Origin of the sequence: Paenibacillus lutimineralis, assembly GCF_003991425.1 — a bacterium.
GTDB lineage: Bacteria > Bacillota > Bacilli > Paenibacillales > Paenibacillaceae > Fontibacillus > Fontibacillus lutimineralis.
In genome coordinates this window covers 104,341-121,721 of the sequence record NZ_CP034346.1, presented here as the reverse complement: position 1 = coordinate 121,721, position 17,381 = coordinate 104,341, and the positions used below count along the sequence as shown (strand labels likewise).

17 protein-coding genes and 2 riboswitches are annotated in these 17,381 nt (G+C 47.1%); of the genes, 11 read left to right on the top strand and 6 right to left on the bottom strand.

Annotated elements, in window-relative coordinates:
- The 3 genes from EI981_RS00555 to speE all read right to left on the bottom strand — a co-directional run bounded on the left by EI981_RS00555 (nucleotide 1) and on the right by speE (nucleotide 2,371).
- Nucleotides 1–420 (bottom strand): YwiB family protein, encoded by a 420-nt coding sequence (locus EI981_RS00555; protein ID WP_126994515.1) that lies wholly within the window; start codon nucleotides 418–420, stop codon nucleotides 1–3.
- 240 nt (nucleotides 421–660) lie between these two features.
- Nucleotides 661–1,530: an agmatinase gene (gene speB, locus EI981_RS00550; protein WP_126994513.1), complete on the bottom strand. Its 870-nt coding sequence runs from the start codon at nucleotides 1,528–1,530 to the stop codon at nucleotides 661–663.
- A 13-nt stretch (nucleotides 1,531–1,543) separates the two neighbouring features.
- A complete protein-coding gene (gene speE, locus EI981_RS00545; RefSeq protein ID WP_126994511.1) occupies nucleotides 1,544–2,371 on the bottom strand; it encodes a polyamine aminopropyltransferase in 828 nt (275 codons plus the stop codon).
- 614 nt (nucleotides 2,372–2,985) lie between these two features.
- Between speE and EI981_RS00540 the strand changes: the two genes are divergently transcribed.
- From EI981_RS00540 to EI981_RS00530, 3 genes are all read left to right on the top strand, one after another.
- The gene (locus tag EI981_RS00540) at nucleotides 2,986–5,061 is read left to right on the top strand and encodes a transglycosylase domain-containing protein (RefSeq protein ID WP_126994509.1); all 2,076 of its coding nucleotides are present in this window, start codon (nucleotides 2,986–2,988) and stop codon (nucleotides 5,059–5,061) included.
- A gap of 208 nt (nucleotides 5,062–5,269) precedes the next feature.
- Nucleotides 5,270–5,644, top strand: coding sequence for an ArsR/SmtB family transcription factor (locus EI981_RS00535; RefSeq protein ID WP_126994507.1), 375 nt, complete (start codon nucleotides 5,270–5,272; stop codon nucleotides 5,642–5,644).
- Nucleotides 5,637–7,919, top strand: a complete 2,283-nt coding sequence (locus EI981_RS00530; protein ID WP_126994505.1) for a heavy metal translocating P-type ATPase — start codon at nucleotides 5,637–5,639, stop codon at nucleotides 7,917–7,919. Before EI981_RS00535 ends, EI981_RS00530 begins: the two co-directional genes overlap by 8 nt.
- A gap of 262 nt (nucleotides 7,920–8,181) precedes the next feature.
- On the opposite strand, the gene EI981_RS00525 is transcribed toward EI981_RS00530, so the two are convergent.
- Nucleotides 8,182–8,694 carry a YwhD family protein gene (locus EI981_RS00525; protein WP_126994503.1) on the bottom strand — a complete coding sequence of 171 codons (513 nt, stop codon included), beginning with the start codon at nucleotides 8,692–8,694 and terminating at the stop codon, nucleotides 8,182–8,184.
- A 170-nt stretch (nucleotides 8,695–8,864) separates the two neighbouring features.
- On the opposite strand from EI981_RS00525, the gene EI981_RS00520 reads away from it, so the two are divergent.
- The 6 genes from EI981_RS00520 (at nucleotide 8,865) to EI981_RS00495 (ending at nucleotide 14,727) form a co-directional block, all read left to right on the top strand.
- The gene (locus tag EI981_RS00520; RefSeq protein WP_126994501.1) at nucleotides 8,865–10,865 is read left to right on the top strand and encodes a M1 family metallopeptidase; all 2,001 of its coding nucleotides are present in this window, start codon (nucleotides 8,865–8,867) and stop codon (nucleotides 10,863–10,865) included.
- Between the two features lie 65 nt (nucleotides 10,866–10,930).
- Nucleotides 10,931–11,764, top strand: coding sequence for a hypothetical protein (locus EI981_RS00515; RefSeq protein ID WP_126994499.1), 834 nt, complete (start codon nucleotides 10,931–10,933; stop codon nucleotides 11,762–11,764).
- A gap of 220 nt (nucleotides 11,765–11,984) precedes the next feature.
- Nucleotides 11,985–12,120: riboswitch (cyclic di-AMP (ydaO/yuaA leader) on the top strand.
- 3 nt (nucleotides 12,121–12,123) lie between these two features.
- The gene (locus EI981_RS00510; RefSeq protein WP_126994497.1) at nucleotides 12,124–12,615 is read left to right on the top strand and encodes a C40 family peptidase; all 492 of its coding nucleotides are present in this window, start codon (nucleotides 12,124–12,126) and stop codon (nucleotides 12,613–12,615) included.
- A gap of 242 nt (nucleotides 12,616–12,857) precedes the next feature.
- Nucleotides 12,858–12,993: riboswitch (cyclic di-AMP (ydaO/yuaA leader) on the top strand.
- Between the two features lie 3 nt (nucleotides 12,994–12,996).
- Nucleotides 12,997–13,467 carry a C40 family peptidase gene (locus EI981_RS00505; RefSeq protein ID WP_126994495.1) on the top strand — a complete coding sequence of 157 codons (471 nt, stop codon included), beginning with the start codon at nucleotides 12,997–12,999 and terminating at the stop codon, nucleotides 13,465–13,467.
- Between the two features lie 244 nt (nucleotides 13,468–13,711).
- Nucleotides 13,712–14,236 carry a GNAT family N-acetyltransferase gene (locus EI981_RS00500; RefSeq protein WP_126994493.1) on the top strand — a complete coding sequence of 175 codons (525 nt, stop codon included), beginning with the start codon at nucleotides 13,712–13,714 and terminating at the stop codon, nucleotides 14,234–14,236.
- Nucleotides 14,237–14,370: 134 nt separating this feature from the next.
- Nucleotides 14,371–14,727 carry a c-type cytochrome gene (locus EI981_RS00495; RefSeq protein ID WP_126994491.1) on the top strand — a complete coding sequence of 119 codons (357 nt, stop codon included), beginning with the start codon at nucleotides 14,371–14,373 and terminating at the stop codon, nucleotides 14,725–14,727.
- 116 nt (nucleotides 14,728–14,843) lie between these two features.
- Here the strand turns inward: EI981_RS00495 and EI981_RS00490 are convergent, their stop codons facing one another.
- Both EI981_RS00490 and EI981_RS00485 read right to left on the bottom strand, forming a co-directional pair.
- A complete protein-coding gene (locus EI981_RS00490) occupies nucleotides 14,844–15,143 on the bottom strand; it encodes a 4a-hydroxytetrahydrobiopterin dehydratase (RefSeq protein WP_068778064.1) in 300 nt (99 codons plus the stop codon).
- Between the two features lie 163 nt (nucleotides 15,144–15,306).
- Nucleotides 15,307–15,600 carry a hypothetical protein gene (locus EI981_RS00485; RefSeq protein WP_126994489.1) on the bottom strand — a complete coding sequence of 98 codons (294 nt, stop codon included), beginning with the start codon at nucleotides 15,598–15,600 and terminating at the stop codon, nucleotides 15,307–15,309.
- A 189-nt stretch (nucleotides 15,601–15,789) separates the two neighbouring features.
- On the opposite strand from EI981_RS00485, the gene motA reads away from it, so the two are divergent.
- Entirely contained in the window at nucleotides 15,790–16,602 is an 813-nt protein-coding gene (gene motA / locus EI981_RS00480) for a flagellar motor stator protein MotA (RefSeq protein WP_126994487.1), read from the top strand.
- Complete coding sequence (locus tag EI981_RS00475; protein ID WP_126994485.1) at nucleotides 16,577–17,365, top strand: flagellar motor protein MotB; 789 nt, start codon at nucleotides 16,577–16,579, stop codon at nucleotides 17,363–17,365. Before motA ends, EI981_RS00475 begins: the two co-directional genes overlap by 26 nt.
- The last annotated feature ends 16 nt before the right edge of the window (nucleotides 17,366–17,381 follow it).

Below are 17,381 nucleotides of genomic sequence, written 5' to 3'. Positions count from 1 at the left end.
TTACGCTTCCTCCTGAATAAGTAGACTAATATTAAAATTCCCTGATAGCTCATCGTAGACATATAGATCATAGTCCCAGGTAACTTGTCCAAAAGCACCTGAGAACTTGGATTCCAATCGATGTGTTACCGTGGACAAATGGAATTTCGTGAATGGGGAAAAATAGAATCCGGGTAATTTATGTCCGGTGCGGAAGGTCTGCTCTGACTCCACCTCTCCATGGCGCATAATCTTAACCTCATCTCCTGAGATTTTAACAAGTGCCCGTGTTACTCCGCCGGTTGGCCCTTTCTCCACTTCTTCATAGCGAATATAGATAACGTCGCCACGGACCATAGCTTCGCCAGTCAGTTCTTGGATCGTCTCCTCTTGTCCCTGACGGCTCGTGATTACAATTTTGGCTCCGTTCTTATCGGTCATAGCCCAAATCTCCATTCTATATGTGCGCGTTCAAAAGCAAGCTTTTTGAACAACCTCTATAATATTACATTGTATCTCACTGTACTACTATATCCAGTTCATTCCCGCAATTCAATCGGAATTGGCAAACATTCACTAGCCATAGCCTTCCCCTACCTTGGAATGTTAACAAAATATTAAAAGTAAAAACCGCCAGGCAAAAGTGCCGGCGGCTTCGATTATATCTTATTTTCAGTCCAATTATTTTACAAAACCGAGCAGCATTTCGCGAATCAGCTTGGCAGCCACGATTGGCGTCTGTTCTGTTGGATCATAAATCGGTGCAACTTCAACCAAGTCACAACCAACAACATGAACATCAGAACCAGCAATCATATGGATCGCTTCCAGTAATTCTCTAGAAGTGATGCCACCTGCTTCGGCAGTTCCTGTTCCTGGTGCGCATGAAGGATCGAGCACATCGATATCGATCGTAACATATACCGGACGACTTCCCAGCTTAGGCAGAGCGCTCTTGAGCGGAGCAGCTACGTCAAATGGATAGAAATTCGTATTCTCGCGTCCGAACAGGAATTCCTCCTTGGAGCCTGAGCGGATACCGAATTGATATACATTCTCTCCGCCCATCAAAGCTGCCGCTTTACGAACCGGAGTCGAGTGGGAGAGAACCTCGCCTTCATACTGCTCGCGCAAATCCGCATGTGCGTCGATATGAATGAGGGCCAGATCAGGGTGCTTCTCATACATCGCCTGAATTACTGGCCAAGTGACAAGATGTTCCCCACCCAGACCCATCGGGAATTTACCGTCAGCCAGCAGACCGCGCACATATTCCCCAATCACCTCAAGACTGCGGGATGCATTCCCGAATGGGAGCAGCAAATCTCCAGCATCGAAATAATCGAGGTCCAGAATACTTTTATCCAAATAAGGGCTGTATTCTTCTAAACCAACGGAAGCCTCGCGGATTCGTCCCGGACCAAAGCGAGAGCCTGGACGAAAGCTAACTGTATAATCCATTGGCATCCCGTAAATGACTGCTTTCGAAGCAGCATAATCTTCTGAACTACAAATAAATACGTTACCAGAGTAAGCCTGATCTAATTTCATTTTACTGTTCCTCCTATTTTACAAGATCTTCTACGAACTTAGGCAGCACGAATGCGGCCTTGTGCAGGCGCGGCGTATAGTATTTCGTATCGATCTCAGGTATTTTCGTCTCATCGACTTGTAGTGGATCATAGGTTTTACTGCCTAGCGTAAATGTCCAAAGACCGCTTGGATATGTTGGAATGTTAGCTCCATATACACGTACGATCGGGAAGATCTCCTTCACGTCCTGATTCACCTTCTGGATCAAGTCGGCCTTGAACCAAGGGTTATCCGTTTGCGCAATGAAGATACCATCTTCTTTTAACGCTTCATAAATTCCTTGATAGAATCCACGTTCGAACAGTTGTACAGCGGGACCGACTGGCTCTGTAGAATCAACCATGATCACATCATATTTATTCTTGCTCTCTACAATATGCATGTACCCGTCATTCACTTGAACCTCAACACGTGGGTTGTTCAATTCTCCGGCAATCTCCGGCAAGAACTTCTTCGAATATTCAATAACTTTGCCATCGATATCTACGAGGACCGCCTTCTCCACTTCAGGGTGCTTCAGCACTTCACGGATCACGCCGCCATCACCGCCTCCTACTACTAACACATGCTTCGGATTCGGGTGCGTAAAGAGAGCCGGATGAGCGACCATCTCATGATAAACAAACTCATCCTTAACCGTTGTCATGACCATTCCATCTAAGACGAGCATTCGCCCGAACTCTTCAGTATCGATGATCGACAAATCCTGAAAATCCGTCTTCTCCGTAACTAACGTTTCCTTAATTTTTGCGGTAATGCCAAAGACGGGAGTTTGTTTCTCCGTAAACCACAATTCCATCGTACATCATTCCTTCCAGTAAAAGTTCAAAGCGTCCACTCTTCCGCACTGAGAAGGTTGAATGAAGCAGGCATGAGGAGTGCAGCTACACGTTTTCTTAGAAACGACCTCGAAAGCATTCGCTTGTGGTGTGTACGTGAGCACCTGAGATGTTTCCAAAGGAAATATGTCTTTTGCAAGCATCTGCCTAAGCCCGGCTTCATGATCAAAAATGGACTTTTGAATTACCTTTTCCAATAGAATAGTTGTCTAGCCGCCATATTACACCCACGAGCGGATTTTCGGGGCCTCTAGCTTCACTTCTCGACTTCTCGCAAAGTTTCACTTCCTAATATATTGCACCAAACATAAGAATGATTATATTAAAACAAGGTAAAATTGCAACATTCTCTATTCTGTAAAAATGTAAACTCCCCGCTTTGCTGTTCCTACCTATGAATATCTCCTTCAAACTTTCCCATACTATGAGTACATATACTATGCCCGCAAGTGCTCCTAGGCTATGAAAAGTGCTCTGCTAATTAATCATTTATTACAAGGTTAATACTATTTAATGGCCTCTAGCGGCATTTAAGCAAATACTTGATACATTCACAGGAGGGAGGCGTACAGTCATGCAAAGGCTCGTACGCAGCGGCAATCGACGCAAATCACCGCGCAAAAGGCGGTTGTTTCTTAAGCTCACGATATCCACCGGACTACTTGGCGTACTCGCCGCCGGTATCTTGCTGATCTACCTATATCAGACCGATCTCCCACTATCCTATTCCGAACAGAGCTCTGAGCTCTTCAGTCGAAACGGCGAGACCATCGCCGTCTTCTCCGATGGGGGAAAGAACAGTGCCAGCGTAAAGCTAACTGAAATCTCGCCATGGCTGATCCAGGCTACGCTTGCTACGGAAGACCGGCAATTTTATGATCATTTCGGCTTCGATGTCAAAGGGATGGCCCGAGCCATGTTCGTAAATTTAAAAGAAATGGAGAAAGTGCAGGGAGCAAGTACACTGACACAACAGCTCGCCCGTAATCTCTATCTCTCCCATGAACGCACCTGGACGCGAAAAATTAAAGAGGCCATGTACACGGCGCAATTGGAAATGAAGTACAGCAAAGAAGATATTCTACAGATGTATCTGAACGAAATTTACTATGGTCACGGGGCATATGGAATCGAGACAGCAGCGCAAATGTACTTTGGCAAGCATGCTAAAGATCTCGACTTGGCAGAGAGCGCCATGCTGGCTGGTGTGCCAAAGGGTCCTACCTACTATTCACCATATAATCATATGAAGAACGCCAAGGACCGTCAGAAGATCGTGCTCTCAGCGATGGTGGCCACCGGCGATATTACCCAGAAACAAGCAGACCAGGCCTATGAAGAGATGTTGTCCTTCCAGACGCGTCAGGAGCGCGCTGCATTAAGCATCGCCCCCTATTTCCGTGATTATGTACGGAATATCGTCGTTAATGAATTGGGCTTTGATGAGAACGAGTTGGAGCATGGTGGCCTTAGAATCTACACAACCCTTGATCTAGGGGCCCAGCAAGCGGCAGAAAATGCGGTTAAGTCTGAGCTGAGCGATTCCGGTGATCTGGAGGCCGCGCTTGTCTCCATCGACCCACGTAACGGTCAGATAAGAGCACTCGTAGGTGGGACGGACTACACCAAGAGCCAATTTAATCATGTATTCGCTACAACCCGACAGCCCGGATCGAGCTTCAAGCCGATTATGTACTTGTCAGCGCTGGCTTCAGGGAAGATGACTAGCGCCAGCCAGTTCAACAGCCAACCGACCTTGTTCCATTACGACGATAATCGCAAAACCTATAGTCCTAAAAACTTCGGAGGAAAATATTTGGGGGAGATTGATATGCGTCAGGCTATCGCTGCTTCCGACAATATTTATGCCGTAAATACGATACTCAATATCGGCGCCGATCAAGTTATTCAGATGGCTCGGAAAATGGGCATCACCAGCCCGATGCAGGCCGTTCCTTCCCTAGCGCTGGGCACCTCGCCAATCAGTCCATTTGAGATGGCTACCGCCTTCGCGGTTATCAGCAATCAGGGCAGCAGCGTCAAGCCAATCGCCGTACTCCAAATCACCGATGAAGACGGAAAAGTATTGTATGAAGCGCCGCAGCCCAAAGAAGAGACAATCGTGGAGCCAGCCGCCGCCTACGTCCTGACCCAGTTGATGAAGAGCGTATTTGAGACAGGCGGAACTGGCAACCGGGTATCCTCAGATATTAAACGGCCGGTCGCTGGAAAGACAGGCACAACGAGTACTGACGCTTGGCTTGTTGGCTTCACGCCCGAATTATCCACTGCAGTCTGGGTCGGTTATGACAAGGGTAAGACGCTGGATACAACAGAATCGCGAAAGGCGGCCCCGATCTTCGCCAAATTTACAGAGAAGGCGCTGGAAAAGGTCCCGCCAAAAATATTCCCGATCCCCGACAGTGTTGTCAGCGTCTATATCGATCCCATTACCGGCAAACTGGCCACGGCTGATTGTCCTAATAAGAAGCTGGAAGTATTCATTCAAGGCACAGAACCGACAGAGTTCTGCTCCGCCCATAGTAGCAACGAGCCTCCTCCGGAGCCGATACCTACCTCGGAGAAGCCTGAGAGCAAATCGTGGTGGAAGGATCTGAAGCGCTGGTGGATGAATTCGAAGCAAGATTGACAAAAAAAACCATATCCATGCTTCAGCAAAAGTTCAAGCCGGCCGGATAATCCGGCTGGCTTTGATTTTTACATAATAAAATTAAAAAAATGTCCAATCATTCAAATGTTCATTTGAATATTTTTAGAAAGGGTATATACTATACTCAAACAATCAAATAAACGTTTGAATATAACTTTATAATCATGGTTCCAATGGAGGGAAGACGATGGGCGACCAATTAACTGAAGAGACTTATGGGCATGTGTGCGGAGATCCCACTAGAGCAGAGGTACTGCGGCACACGTTATGTGAAGAAGATATAGAAGGCATGACGCAAATTTTTAAAGCCTTATCCGATTCAAATCGAATGAAAATCGCTTACCTGCTGCAGGATCAAGAGCTATGTGTATATGACATCTCTGTTATCCTTGGAACCTCCGTAGCTACCGCATCACATCACCTTCGGCAATTGAAACTAATGAACATTACGAAGTCCCGCAAGGACGGCAAGCATGTCTTCTATTCCTTGAAAGACCATCATATCCAGGCGCTGATTACGATGACCCTGGAACACCATAAGGAGAGGAACGATCATGAGTAGATCCGATGATCGTCAGCAAGCAGCTGCTTCTGACACTAGAGTTGAATATCGAGTTCAAGGATTGTCCTGTGCCAACTGTGCACGTGAGATGCAGGATCAAATCCGCAAGCTAGAGCACGGGCATGATGCCGCCCTGATGTACAATAGTGGACGCTTGCTCATGCGACCTGGGATTAATGTTCAAAAGGTAGAGAAAATCTTGAAGAGCGACGGCGCCTCACTTATTCATCCGGAGACCAGCCGTGCCGAGGCTGAGGCGTCCACCACTATGGACCCGACAGTCGCCATGAATCCTGGCAAGGATCATTCTCATTCCCACGACCACAGCCATTCCAAGGGCCATAACCATACGGAAGGCCACAGCCATGGTCATGATCACAGTCACGGACATAGTCATGGTGACGGTGAAGGCAAGCAGGAGAAATGGTTCCTCAGTATTTCAGCAATTATATATATTCTAACTTTTGTCTTAGGAGGTGTACTTCCTAAGAGTGTCCTTATAGGCATGTATCTGATCGCCATCGTACTCAGCGGATACCCTACCTTCCTGCGTGGTTTGCGGAACCTGACACGTTTCCGGTTCAATATGGACACCCTGATGACCGTCGCCTTAGTAGGGGCCGTTATTATCGGCGAATGGAAGGAAGCAACCCTGGTCGCTATCCTATTTGGACTTAACGAGATTCTGGAAGGCTACGGCATGAGCCGGGCACGGAAGTCCATGGAGGCACTGCTTGATGCAGCACCGAAGCAAGCTGTCCTGATTCGTGGAGCAGAAGAAGTTATCGTACCGATCGCTAGCCTGCAGGTCGGTGACATCGTGCTCGTTCGCCCTGGTGAGAAGATCCCTTCTGATGGTATTGTCGCTGAAGGCCATAGTGCCGTGAATGAAGCGGCGATAACCGGCGAGTCGATCCCTGTTACGAAGAAGCCTGGCTCCAATGTATTTGGAGGCAGTGTGAATAGTGAAGGCTTATTGAAGATTAAGATCAGCAAAGCCTATGAGGATTCCTCCTTGGCCAAGATCATGCATCTGGTGCAAGAGGCTCAAGATACGAAGACGCCTACTGAATTATTCATTGATAAATTCGCTAAGTACTACACACCAGCTATCATGATCATCGCCGCATTGGTCGTACTGATTCCGCCATTGCTGTTAGGTCAGCCATGGATGAAATGGGTCTACGAAGGATTGGCCATTCTAATTGTAGGCTGTCCATGTGCACTCGTGCTCTCATCGCCAATTGCCCTCGTTAGCGGAATGACAAGAAGTGCCCGCAATGGCGTCCTCGTCAAAGGCGGCGTGCATCTGGAACAGCTCGGCAAGATCAATGCTATCGCTTTTGACAAGACCGGAACTTTAACCGAAGGCCGTCCTGCCGTTATTCGTGAGGTCGTATACGAACCCGAGCGCTTCCACGCTATTGCTGGAGCTCTTGAATCCGGATCACTGCATCCGCTCGCGCAAGCTATCGTTCGTCAGGTCACTAGCCAAGGCATCGACAAATCGAAGCTTCCTTCCGTCTCCGGACTGATCACCCTGCCGGGTGTAGGGCTTGCTGCAAATGTTGAAGGGGCCCGCTACTGGGCTGGCAGTGATGAAATACTGGAGCAGATCACAATTAGCGAAGAGACCCGCAATCAAGTCAAAGCAGAGCTGAACCAACTTAAGCAAGAAGGACTAACAGTTGTGATCATCGCTACCGAACATCAGGTGCTCGGATTGTTCGGACTCGCCGACCAACTCAGAGCGGAAAGTCCGGACGTCATCGCCCAACTCCATCGTTACGGCATCGAACACACCGTTATGCTAACCGGTGATCACTCCTATTCGGCTCGTTCGGTTGCTATGAAGACAGGTGTCACGGATTGGCATGCCGGGTTGCTCCCTGAACAGAAGGTTGAGCAAGTGAAGGAAATGGCCACTCGCTGGAATGTCGCGATGGTTGGCGACGGCATTAATGACGCACCAGCACTGGCAGCTTCGCAACTAGGCATCGCTATGGGTAAAGGAACCGATAGCGCGGTCGAGACCGCAGATATCGTGCTGATGCAGGACCATCTAGGCAAATTGCCAGGTGCAATCAAGGTCGCCAGACAGGTGAGCCGAATCATCAAGTGGAATATCGGCATCTCCCTTAGCTTGAAGATAATCGCTCTCTTACTTACGATACCGGGATGGCTGACCCTCTGGATCGCTGTCTTATCCGATATGGGAGCTACCATCGTCGTAACCTTGCTGGGGCTCACCGTCCTACTGGGTAAAGACGAATAAAGTCCGCCTTTGATCACGAAGTAACACTGAGAGTTGATTCGACATCGAATCTTGAATTCAGTCGGGCCTTCCGGTGCTCACGTACCAACTACGTACGTTCCGCTCCTCAGTCCCTAGCTTCATCCAACCTTCTCGGTGCTGAAAGGTGGACGCTTTGAACACTAATAAATTGCAAAAAAGCACCCCATAGAGAGTAAACAGGCATGGCCTGTTCATAGCTCTATGGGGTGCTTTCTAATATTTATGTCGGCTTGTTCCATTCCTATGCTTCCAGCGCCGCCTTCAACTCTTCCGGAGAATTCTCCCACCATTCTGCATTCGTGTCTACCAGCAATTGCTTAAGCGAAGCCTTCTGTTCCGGCGACAAGCCGTCTAGAATAACTTTACGCTTCAAAGCATAGTCCATCTTGTTCACGTGATCAGCGAGAATCTTCCAGCCACGGCGTGCTTCCTTATCAATGAGCATCTCACAGGCCGTCATCCCGCCATAAAATTGCCCTTCAGGAGTCCGATCAACCGCTACCCAGACGATCCATACCTGGCGTCCATTCGGTACGTCCTCACGATTCATGGAGAATTTGATACCCTTCTCTACTTTACTCTTCGCATGCATGGCCCCGATATCAATATACGTCTCGTCCACATCGATAATTACCGGTGACATACTGTTCAGATCAATTGAACCCGCGCCGAAGCCCTTATGCTTGCTCTTCTCTTCATTACTAATAATATTTAGGGAGAAAATCTTCTTACCCGTCTTCTGTGATTGATCCATGTTATCCTCCAATTCCCCTTTTCGTTCATACTCTGTTTATTTCAAAGCGAAAAACGCCATCAAGCTATAGTCGAAACGGTTTCCTCAACTTAATTTAATTTTAGCTAATAATCTTCCAAATGCAAACATATACATGCTGTAGATGCTTGTCAACGGGAGGTATCCATTGTATGACCCGAAGAATTTTGATCTTTGGCCTTTCCTTCGTCGCGCTATGCCTCGTCGCTGGAACGGCCCTGTATTTCTACCAACAGAGCCAGACTCATCAGGCTGCCTTCACCTTAGATAAGAACAAGCCTGGGCAAATAGCTGGGATAGAGCACGTATCCTCCGCGCCTCAGAGCGAGAGCATCCAGCAGCCAACCGCTGAGGTGCTCAGCAACCGTGTAACGGAATATCATATCAACGTTAAGCTGGATGAACAGGAAAATACGCTGACAGGTTCAGAGACGGTTACCTGGACGCATCCTGGCAAGAAATCGGTCAATGAGCTCTACCTTCATTTATATCCAAATGCCTTTGCTTCAGCAGACAGTACATTTATGAAGGAATCGGGCGGCAAGCTGCGGAATGACGCCATGCCCAAGGATGGCTGGGGATCGATGGAGCTGACCGAAATTCGGACAACCGATGGGATCTCCCTGCTTCATCGGATTCAATATGTCCAACCTGATGACGGCAATACCAAGGACAGAACGCTGGTTAGAGTTCGTCTGCCTGTCTCTGTCCAAAGTGGTGAGAGCATTACCCTAAAGATTAACTTCACAGTGAAGCTACCGAAAATCTTTGCTCGCATGGGCGCCTCCGGCGACTTTGTAATGGCTGGACAGTGGTTCCCCAAGATAAGCGTGTACGAGCCTGCCGGTACAAGAGGACGATCCACTGAAGGTTGGAATCTGCATCAATACCATGGTAATTCAGAATTCTATTCCGATTTCAGTATATACAGTGTGGAGATCGATGTCCCCGACAACTACACCGTCGCCGCCACTGGCTTCCCGACCAAGGCAGCTAACATCCAGAATGGACGGAAGCTCGTCCATTACTATGCCGATGATGTGCATGATTTCGCTTGGGCAGCGTCGCCAGACTTCATCTATGCAGAAGAGCCCTTCTCTTCCGACACGATTCCCGGCGTGCGGATTAAGTTATATCTTGATCCTGCTCATAAGGATTTGAAGGAACGTTATTTCTATGCCGCCAAGGTAGCCTTGGCTAACTTCAGCAAGTGGTACGGGCGCTACCCATACTCTACGTTATCGATTGTGGTCCCACCCGCAGAAGCGAACGGTGCAGGGGGCATGGAGTATCCAACTCTGGTTACTTCCTTCGGAGCAAAGAGCGACTCCCCAGATTACAATGAGCTGGAGCGTACAGTTATCCATGAGATTGCTCACCAGTATTTCTACGGGATGATTGCTAGTAATGAGTTCGAGGAAGCCTGGTTGGATGAAGGATTCGCCTCCTATGCCGAAGATAAGCTGATGGAGCAGGAATTCACAACTAACCTTCCACTCCCGGTCCAATCAGCGATCATCACTTCTCCGGCTTCGCTAACCCAGAATGCCTGGAAATATGGAAATAGCGATGTATACGCCCAGAATGCTTATTATAGAGGGAAACTGATCCTGCTTGATATTGAGAGGCAAGTAGGTGCCAAGACGATGAAGCGAATTATGTCCAGCTACAGCCTGAAATACCGCTTCAAGCATCCGACAACAAAAGATTTCCAGCGTACCGTTGAGCAGATCACGGGTCGATCGTGGAAGGAATACTTCAACCAATACGTATATAGCGACAAAATGGCTGATTTCTCAGTCGATCGAATTCAGATTTATCCCTCCAATTCGAGCAGCGGATCGGTCTATGAATCAATCATCGATATAAGCCGTAAGGGCGCCAATTACCCAGAGGTTTCCATATTGCTCTCGTTCAAGGACGGACATACTCTGCGTAAAACTTGGAATGTGGATAACGACACCCTGAAGATTAAGGTCCAGTACAAAGAGCCTGTGGATTGGGTACAAATCGATCCTGAATATGCGCTCGTTCTAGAGAACAAACATATTAACAACTACCTGAAGGCGGAGGTTCAGGAACCAGTGGGTACCCGCTCTACCTTAACGATCGTCAAATTGCTGGAGATCGTACTCGGATCGTTATTATGGTAGATATCTAACCTCTGCGGCCGTATTCTATGAAGCCTTACCTTAACAAAACTCTGAGGGGGAAAAGTATGATCTATATACGTAATGGATGGAGTCTTATAAAAAACCAGCTTCCCTCTATTATCATTCTGTTTCTGTATCAACTGCTCTGGGGACTATTTTTATACAGGCTCGTCAATTCAGTAGTTACGGAGGTCTTGGTTAGATACCCAGATCCCCCGCCCAATATGCTCAGCCAGTCTCTATTCCTTCTGGAAGGTCAGTACGAGCTCAAGCATAGCCCAGACATCCGTCTCTATCTGGGGATGCTGCTCGGCATGGCTCTCATCCGACTGCTAGTGACGCCCCTGCTCCAGGCAGGGATCCTGTATGGCTTAATGTCCAAGGAGGAGCGAAAGAGCGGACTTCCGCTGTTCCGAGGCATGAAGGAGTTTGGGAAGCCGGTGTTCTTCTTCCTATTTATCGAACTTATATTAATCAGCCTTCCCCTATTATGGATTCTCCCTCACGTTCAGGGACTTCTGCCAGACATACTTCGCTCAGGAACCATACAGATCACCCCGATCCTGAAGATGTCGGGCGTTCTACTTGCATGGATGATCTATTGCTGGCTCATTGACCAAATCTCGCTGTTCGCGCAATTTGGCTATCTTTTTAAAAAGGGGCTATGGGGTTCTATTCTAATAGGTATTCGATATGCGCTTCCTGGAGCAGGCATCTCTCTCTTACTTGGAGCTTTTGCACTGATCTTGTTCTTAATCTTTGGCTCAGTATCGTGGATATGGACCGGAATACTCGCTCTTATTCTGCAGCAAAGCTATCCTTTCATACGAAGTTTGTTTAGAGTTTGGGAAATAACCTCTCAATATCAACTATGGGAAATGAAATCACAAAAAAGTTAATTTTTTTTCACTATTACAATCCCTTATACCACAAGGCCTCCGCCAGAATCGGAGGCCTTGTTCTTTGTTTTTCTCTCTGAATCTTGTGAATTAACCATTGCCAAAATATACTTCTCTTTGTTACAATAACAACAGCAGAAATTCAGTAACAGTTTTGTAATCATTATTGTCATAATAAGTCAAGTAATAGCAATAGCGAGTGTAATTATAACAATTATTTACGAAATCATGGCCGAATTCCCTTAACGGGGAACGGGGGAACCACTTTGGGTGAATTGATCTCGCTAGAGAGGGATCATAGGGAACCTTCAACCGAATCCGTAAGCTAACCTCGTAGGCAATCGGAAGGAGTATTTTTCTTGAAGAAACAGTTAACTACATTAGCTCTTGGTGTTACATTGCTCTTCTCCATCGGAACTGGCAGCGCTTTCGCAGACTCCAAATTAGACTCTGCTATTGATGGAGCGCTCGGAACGAAGTATGTATCCGGTGGTACAACGACTTCTGGGTTTGACTGCTCAGGATTTACGATGTATGTATTCTCCAAAATCGGTATCAAGCTTCCTCACCAATCGGGATCGCAATATAAAATGGGCGAATCCATATCCAAGGATGAACTACTCGCCGGCGACCTGGTGTTCTTCAACACTTCAGGCAAAGGCATATCTCATGTGGGTGTTTATGTAGGTGAAGGCAAATTTGCTCACGCTTCCACTTCCAAGGGCGTTGTAATTAGCAAATTGAGCGAGAAATATTATGTAGACCGTTATGTTGGAGCTAAGCGCGTTATGAGTTCTGACAAGTACGAAGATGCTACTGGAGAAGTTACAGATCACGATGATGTAGAATAATAACGAATTTTAAGCCCGCGGCGATTCAATTAGAATCACAACCGCGGGTTTTTTATTTGCCTAAGGGCCTGCATTCCCCCTACTTCTGGCCCTTTATGCCTATGCACTCAAATATAAACACAGACTTACAGATCAAATCTATCGACAAGCTTGTCAAACCTGGGCGGGTTTGGTAAAATGACCAATGTAATAGTAACAAGTTTGTAAACTTTATTGTAACTATCGTAACTTTTGGGTGAATCAACTAAGAACAGCCGAATTCCTAAGCACCCGGGAAACGGGGGAACCATCTGGGGTGAATTGGCCGCTATCACGCTGCCATAGGGAACCTTCAACCGAATCCGCAAGCTAACCTCGCAGGCCTTGGAAGGAGTTTACATCTTGAGAAAAACAATCATCGCAGCCGCAGCAAGCCTAGCCATCTTCTTCACTATGCAAAGCGGCAATGCTTTTGCGAGCACCACTCTAACTAATGTTGTTGACTCGGTATACGGTACACCTTACAGACTAGGTGGAATCAGCGCCAGTAGCGGTTTTGACTGCTCAGGCTTCACCAAATATGTATATCAGAAAATGGGCGTAACCCTACCTCGTGTATCGACGGATCAGTTCAAGCAAGGCACTGCAGTAAGCAAGAGCCAGTTGAAGCCTGGCGATCTCGTCTTCTTCAATACGACGGGTAGTGGCGTGTCCCATGTAGGCATTTATGTTGGTAATGGAGAATTCGCGCATTCCTCCTCATCCAAGGGCGTTCGTATCGACAGCTTGAGCAATAGCTACTACAAAGCGCGTTATGTCGGCGCCAAGCGTATCCTTAGTCAATATACTTATTCTCTGTATGCCCAAGCTTAATCTCCAGCGTTCAACCATTTGACTTTCATTCATTCATTTATCATCATTTATCTATATAATGCAGTTGATTCCAAGCCCGGAATCAGTTGCATTTTTTTATATCCGCTTCTACAACGTATTGGGTAAGCAAAATATTCTAAAATCGCGCTAACACCTTTACAAGGAATAGAATTCCCGTTAGAGTGAGTTTAAAAAGGTAATCTAGGCATCCATCCTATCATGCAATAAGCAAGGAGGCGTAAATATGGAAAAGTATATTCCGAAATTTCTTATTGTACCTATGGAAGAAGACCATGGCGCAGATATCTGCACCTGGCGCTACGATTCTCCCTATGACGTATATAGCTGGCTCCCTTGGGAACAGATGAAGGCGCTCGATGTAGAATTCGGCAATCCTGCACTACGGGCCGAACAATACGCCTCCCTATTGGATGAGACCGGCGAGCTCGCTGGCTTTGCCCAATACTTCCCTCTCAAAGGAGTAACCCGTATTGGGGTCGGGATGAGACCTGATTTATGTGGTCACGGCTATGGTAAATCATTTGTCATCGCGATCGCGGAGGAGGCGCTGCGTCGTAAGCCTAGTAATGAGGTGGATCTCGAGGTACTGACCTGGAACAAAAGAGCGATCCGAGCGTACCAGAAATCGGGCTTCGTCATTACGGACCTATATGAGAAGATGACGCCCGGCGGCATTTCCAAGCCTTACTATTGTATGGTATTTCGCGGATTCCCTAAGGGAGAAGATCCTGGCCACAACGAACTTTAATGTTGTCTGTGATGATTTGCATATATTTTCAAGAAAACACTAAATTATCATTACTTTTTTTGTCACAAATGCTATGATCCACTGCGATGTTCCGGTATAATGGAATGGATAGCTTACATAAAGGGGCGATTCGTGTGCAGAAATGGATCATGAGCGGATTACTCGGCGTGGCATTCATTATGGCCATCGTGTTGATTTTCACCTTACCTGGTAAAGAAGAAGTGGCCAAAGAGGCCAAACCAACCATGCCTGAAATTACACTCAATGCTGATCAGGCCGATGCTATTATCAAGGCAAACTGTATCAGTTGCCATGGCGATCAACTGCAAGGTCAAGTTGGTCCGAATTTGCAGAAAATCGGAGCTACATTATCAGCGGATCAGCTCTACGGCATCATCAAGAAAGGCAAAGGACAAATGCCAACCTTCAAGGATAGGCTGAAGGACGAAGAAATTGCGAACGTAGCCCTGTGGCTTGCGGAGCAAAAATAACCGTAACACGAACAACGCCCGCCAAGGAAGTCCCTTGGGGGCGTTGTTCTATACGAGCCGGCTGTAAAGATTCATAGTACTCCTCTTTCAGCCTGGCTATAGAGCTTATCGATGCATCAGCCTACAGAACGTGCTTTCTCAAATGCCTCGTTATACTGCTGTGCTTCTTTAATATCAACGGCCGTTATTCCGCCTTCCTCCCATGATGTCAGCCGAAGCGTCACTGTTTTATGGTCAATGGTTATAAAAGGGTGATGATTGAACGCTTCCGATATGGCTGCAACCTCATCGACAAAAGCGATTCCCTTCATATAATTAGAGAAGGTATATTTGCGAACGATCCATCGTCCTTCTTCTAGCTCCCATCCTTCCAGTCTCTCTAAATGCGCTTCTATTTCCTGCGGTGTAAACGGCATTTTAATTCCTACCTCCCGTTCGTTCTCAAAAAATATCCCCATATCATTCTTACATACGATTCGTACATGAGATATTAATTCATTATATTCTTCTATTCAACGATCATGCTATCCAATATATTACCATAGTGTTTACTGTATAAACAAAATAAGGGAATTAATATTAAATCAATGCAACGAAATCCAGTTCATCCTCTCCGATTAGGAAGTTAATGCGATGGTTGTCCGCATCATAGATCACCACTGCGCTACCAACGGAAATGACCGACTCCGTACCTAGCGCAAAGAACAAGTCCTCTGCCAGCGCCTCTTGGACTTCCAGCTTCTCCTCCGCCGATAGGTCCTCCCATTCAGAAGCCTCCATTTCAAAGAAATTATAGCTATCAGATATCTGGCCTACCGCCTTCGTGAGATCTGCCAAAATATATTCATAATCTCTGCCATGCTTCACGCCCACGATCCTTTTTCTCCCTTCGCTCTAACAAATATTCAGTCGTAGTCCTATTATACCGGAAAATCGCCCTTAAAAAAAAAGGGAATTCTGTCGATAAAAAAGATAAGCCATTTCCATAAAATCATAAATGCCGTTCTGCAAGGATGCGGGTGGCAGAATTATGGAATAATTATCTCAAGGACGAGGTGTGCAATGGAAATCTCAACGATTATTGGACTTATTCTTGGATTCGTGGCACTTATTTGGGGAATGTTCCTCAAAGGTGCGCCGATCGAAAGCTTGGTCTCCAACCCCGCGGCCTTTGTCATTATCTTCGTGGGTACCGCAGCGACTCTGTTCGTGGCGTTCCCGCTATCCGAGCTGAAGAAATTTCCGAAGCTGCTCAAAATGACGGTCGTTAAGCCAAAAATCATTACAAAGGGCGAACTGATTGCTCTATTTGCGGAGTGGGCCACAATTACCCGCCGTGAAGGACTGCTCGCTCTGGAAGCCAAGGTAGAAGAAATCAACGATGATTTCTTACGAAACGGAATGCGGATGATCATTGACGGCAATGATCAGGAATTCGTACAGGATGTACTGACGGAGGACATCGCCGCTACCGAGGAGCGACACAAAGCAGGGGCCCAAATCTTCTCGCAAGCCGGGATGTATGCACCTACGCTCGGGGTACTCGGTGCCGTCGTCGGTCTGATTGCAGCATTGTCAGATATGAGCGATGTCGAAGTTCTATCCCATGCGATCTCAGGTGCATTTATCGCAACCGTGTTCGGTATTTTCACTGGTTACGTCATGTGGCATCCGATTGCTAATAAACTGAAACGTCTCTCTAAGAAAGAAATAGAGATCCGACTAATGATGGTAGAAGGCCTGTTATCGATTCAATCCGGGGTGTCTACGATCGCTATTCAACAAAAGCTTGCTGTATTCTTAACCCCTGCCGAGCGTGCTCATATCCTAGAAAAGGGGGCAGGTCAAGGTGCGCAAACGGAATCAAGAGCATGAAGAGCATGCAGACGAGAGCTGGCTGCTCCCTTATTCTGACCTTATGACACTTCTGCTTGCCATGTTCATCGTCCTGTTCGGAATGAGCTCCGTGAACGCGGAGAAATTCAAAGCGGTCAGCGATGCCTTTAACAACGTGCTTAGCGGTGGATCGGGTATTCTGGATCAGAGCTCATTCAACAGTAACGACATGCAATCCTTCAAAGTACAGCCTAAGCCGGATGATGTAAAAGCCAGCGTAAATGAGCTGAGGCGCCGGGAGCAGGAAAATCTGGAAGGGCTTAAGAAGCAATTGGACAACTATATTAAGCAGAATGGACTGACGAATGATCTTGATACGAAGCTCAATCAGTCCCAGCTAATGATTACGATCAGCGACAAAGCGCTGTTCCCTTCGGGAGAAGCTGAGGTGAAACCGGATGCCCGGAAGCTGGCCGAGGCCATCTCGGACATGCTGGAGCAGTTCCCGGACTATGAGGTTATTGTCTCGGGTCATACCGACAATATACCGATATCCAATAAAGAGTACCCTTCAAACTGGGATCTCAGTTCTGCCCGGGCATTGAATTTTATGAAGATATTGATGCTGAATACACAGCTTGATCCACAGAAATTCAGTGCGATTGGATACGGCGAGTATCATCCAGTATCCACAAACGAATCAGCAGTCGGCAGAGCACAGAACCGCCGCGTCGAAGTATCGATTATTCGTAAGTATGTCGATCCGGATCAGAAGCTAGGTGTAACCACGGCTCATGAATAAAATAAAAAGATGGAGA

What these genes read in the sequence shown, in the direction of transcription:
- EI981_RS00555 (WP_126994515.1), bottom strand. Translation starts at nt 420, where the DNA reads ATGACCGATAAGAACGGAGCCAAAATTGTAATCACGAGCCGTCAGGGA.
- speE (WP_126994511.1), bottom strand. Translation starts at nt 2,371, where the DNA reads ATGGAATTGTGGTTTACGGAGAAACAAACTCCCGTCTTTGGCATTACC.
- EI981_RS00500 (WP_126994493.1), top strand. Translation starts at nt 13,712, where the DNA reads ATGGAAAAGTATATTCCGAAATTTCTTATTGTACCTATGGAAGAAGAC.
- EI981_RS00525 (WP_126994503.1), bottom strand. Translation starts at nt 8,694, where the DNA reads ATGGATCAATCACAGAAGACGGGTAAGAAGATTTTCTCCCTAAATATT.
- EI981_RS00490 (WP_068778064.1), bottom strand. Translation starts at nt 15,143, where the DNA reads ATGCCGTTTACACCGCAGGAAATAGAAGCGCATTTAGAGAGACTGGAA.
- EI981_RS00520 (WP_126994501.1), top strand. Translation starts at nt 8,865, where the DNA reads ATGACCCGAAGAATTTTGATCTTTGGCCTTTCCTTCGTCGCGCTATGC.
- EI981_RS00530 (WP_126994505.1), top strand. Translation starts at nt 5,637, where the DNA reads ATGAGTAGATCCGATGATCGTCAGCAAGCAGCTGCTTCTGACACTAGA.
- motA (WP_126994487.1), top strand. Translation starts at nt 15,790, where the DNA reads ATGGAAATCTCAACGATTATTGGACTTATTCTTGGATTCGTGGCACTT.
- EI981_RS00515 (WP_126994499.1), top strand. Translation starts at nt 10,931, where the DNA reads ATGATCTATATACGTAATGGATGGAGTCTTATAAAAAACCAGCTTCCC.
- EI981_RS00540 (WP_126994509.1), top strand. Translation starts at nt 2,986, where the DNA reads ATGCAAAGGCTCGTACGCAGCGGCAATCGACGCAAATCACCGCGCAAA.
- speB (WP_126994513.1), bottom strand. Translation starts at nt 1,530, where the DNA reads ATGAAATTAGATCAGGCTTACTCTGGTAACGTATTTATTTGTAGTTCA.
- EI981_RS00535 (WP_126994507.1), top strand. Translation starts at nt 5,270, where the DNA reads ATGGGCGACCAATTAACTGAAGAGACTTATGGGCATGTGTGCGGAGAT.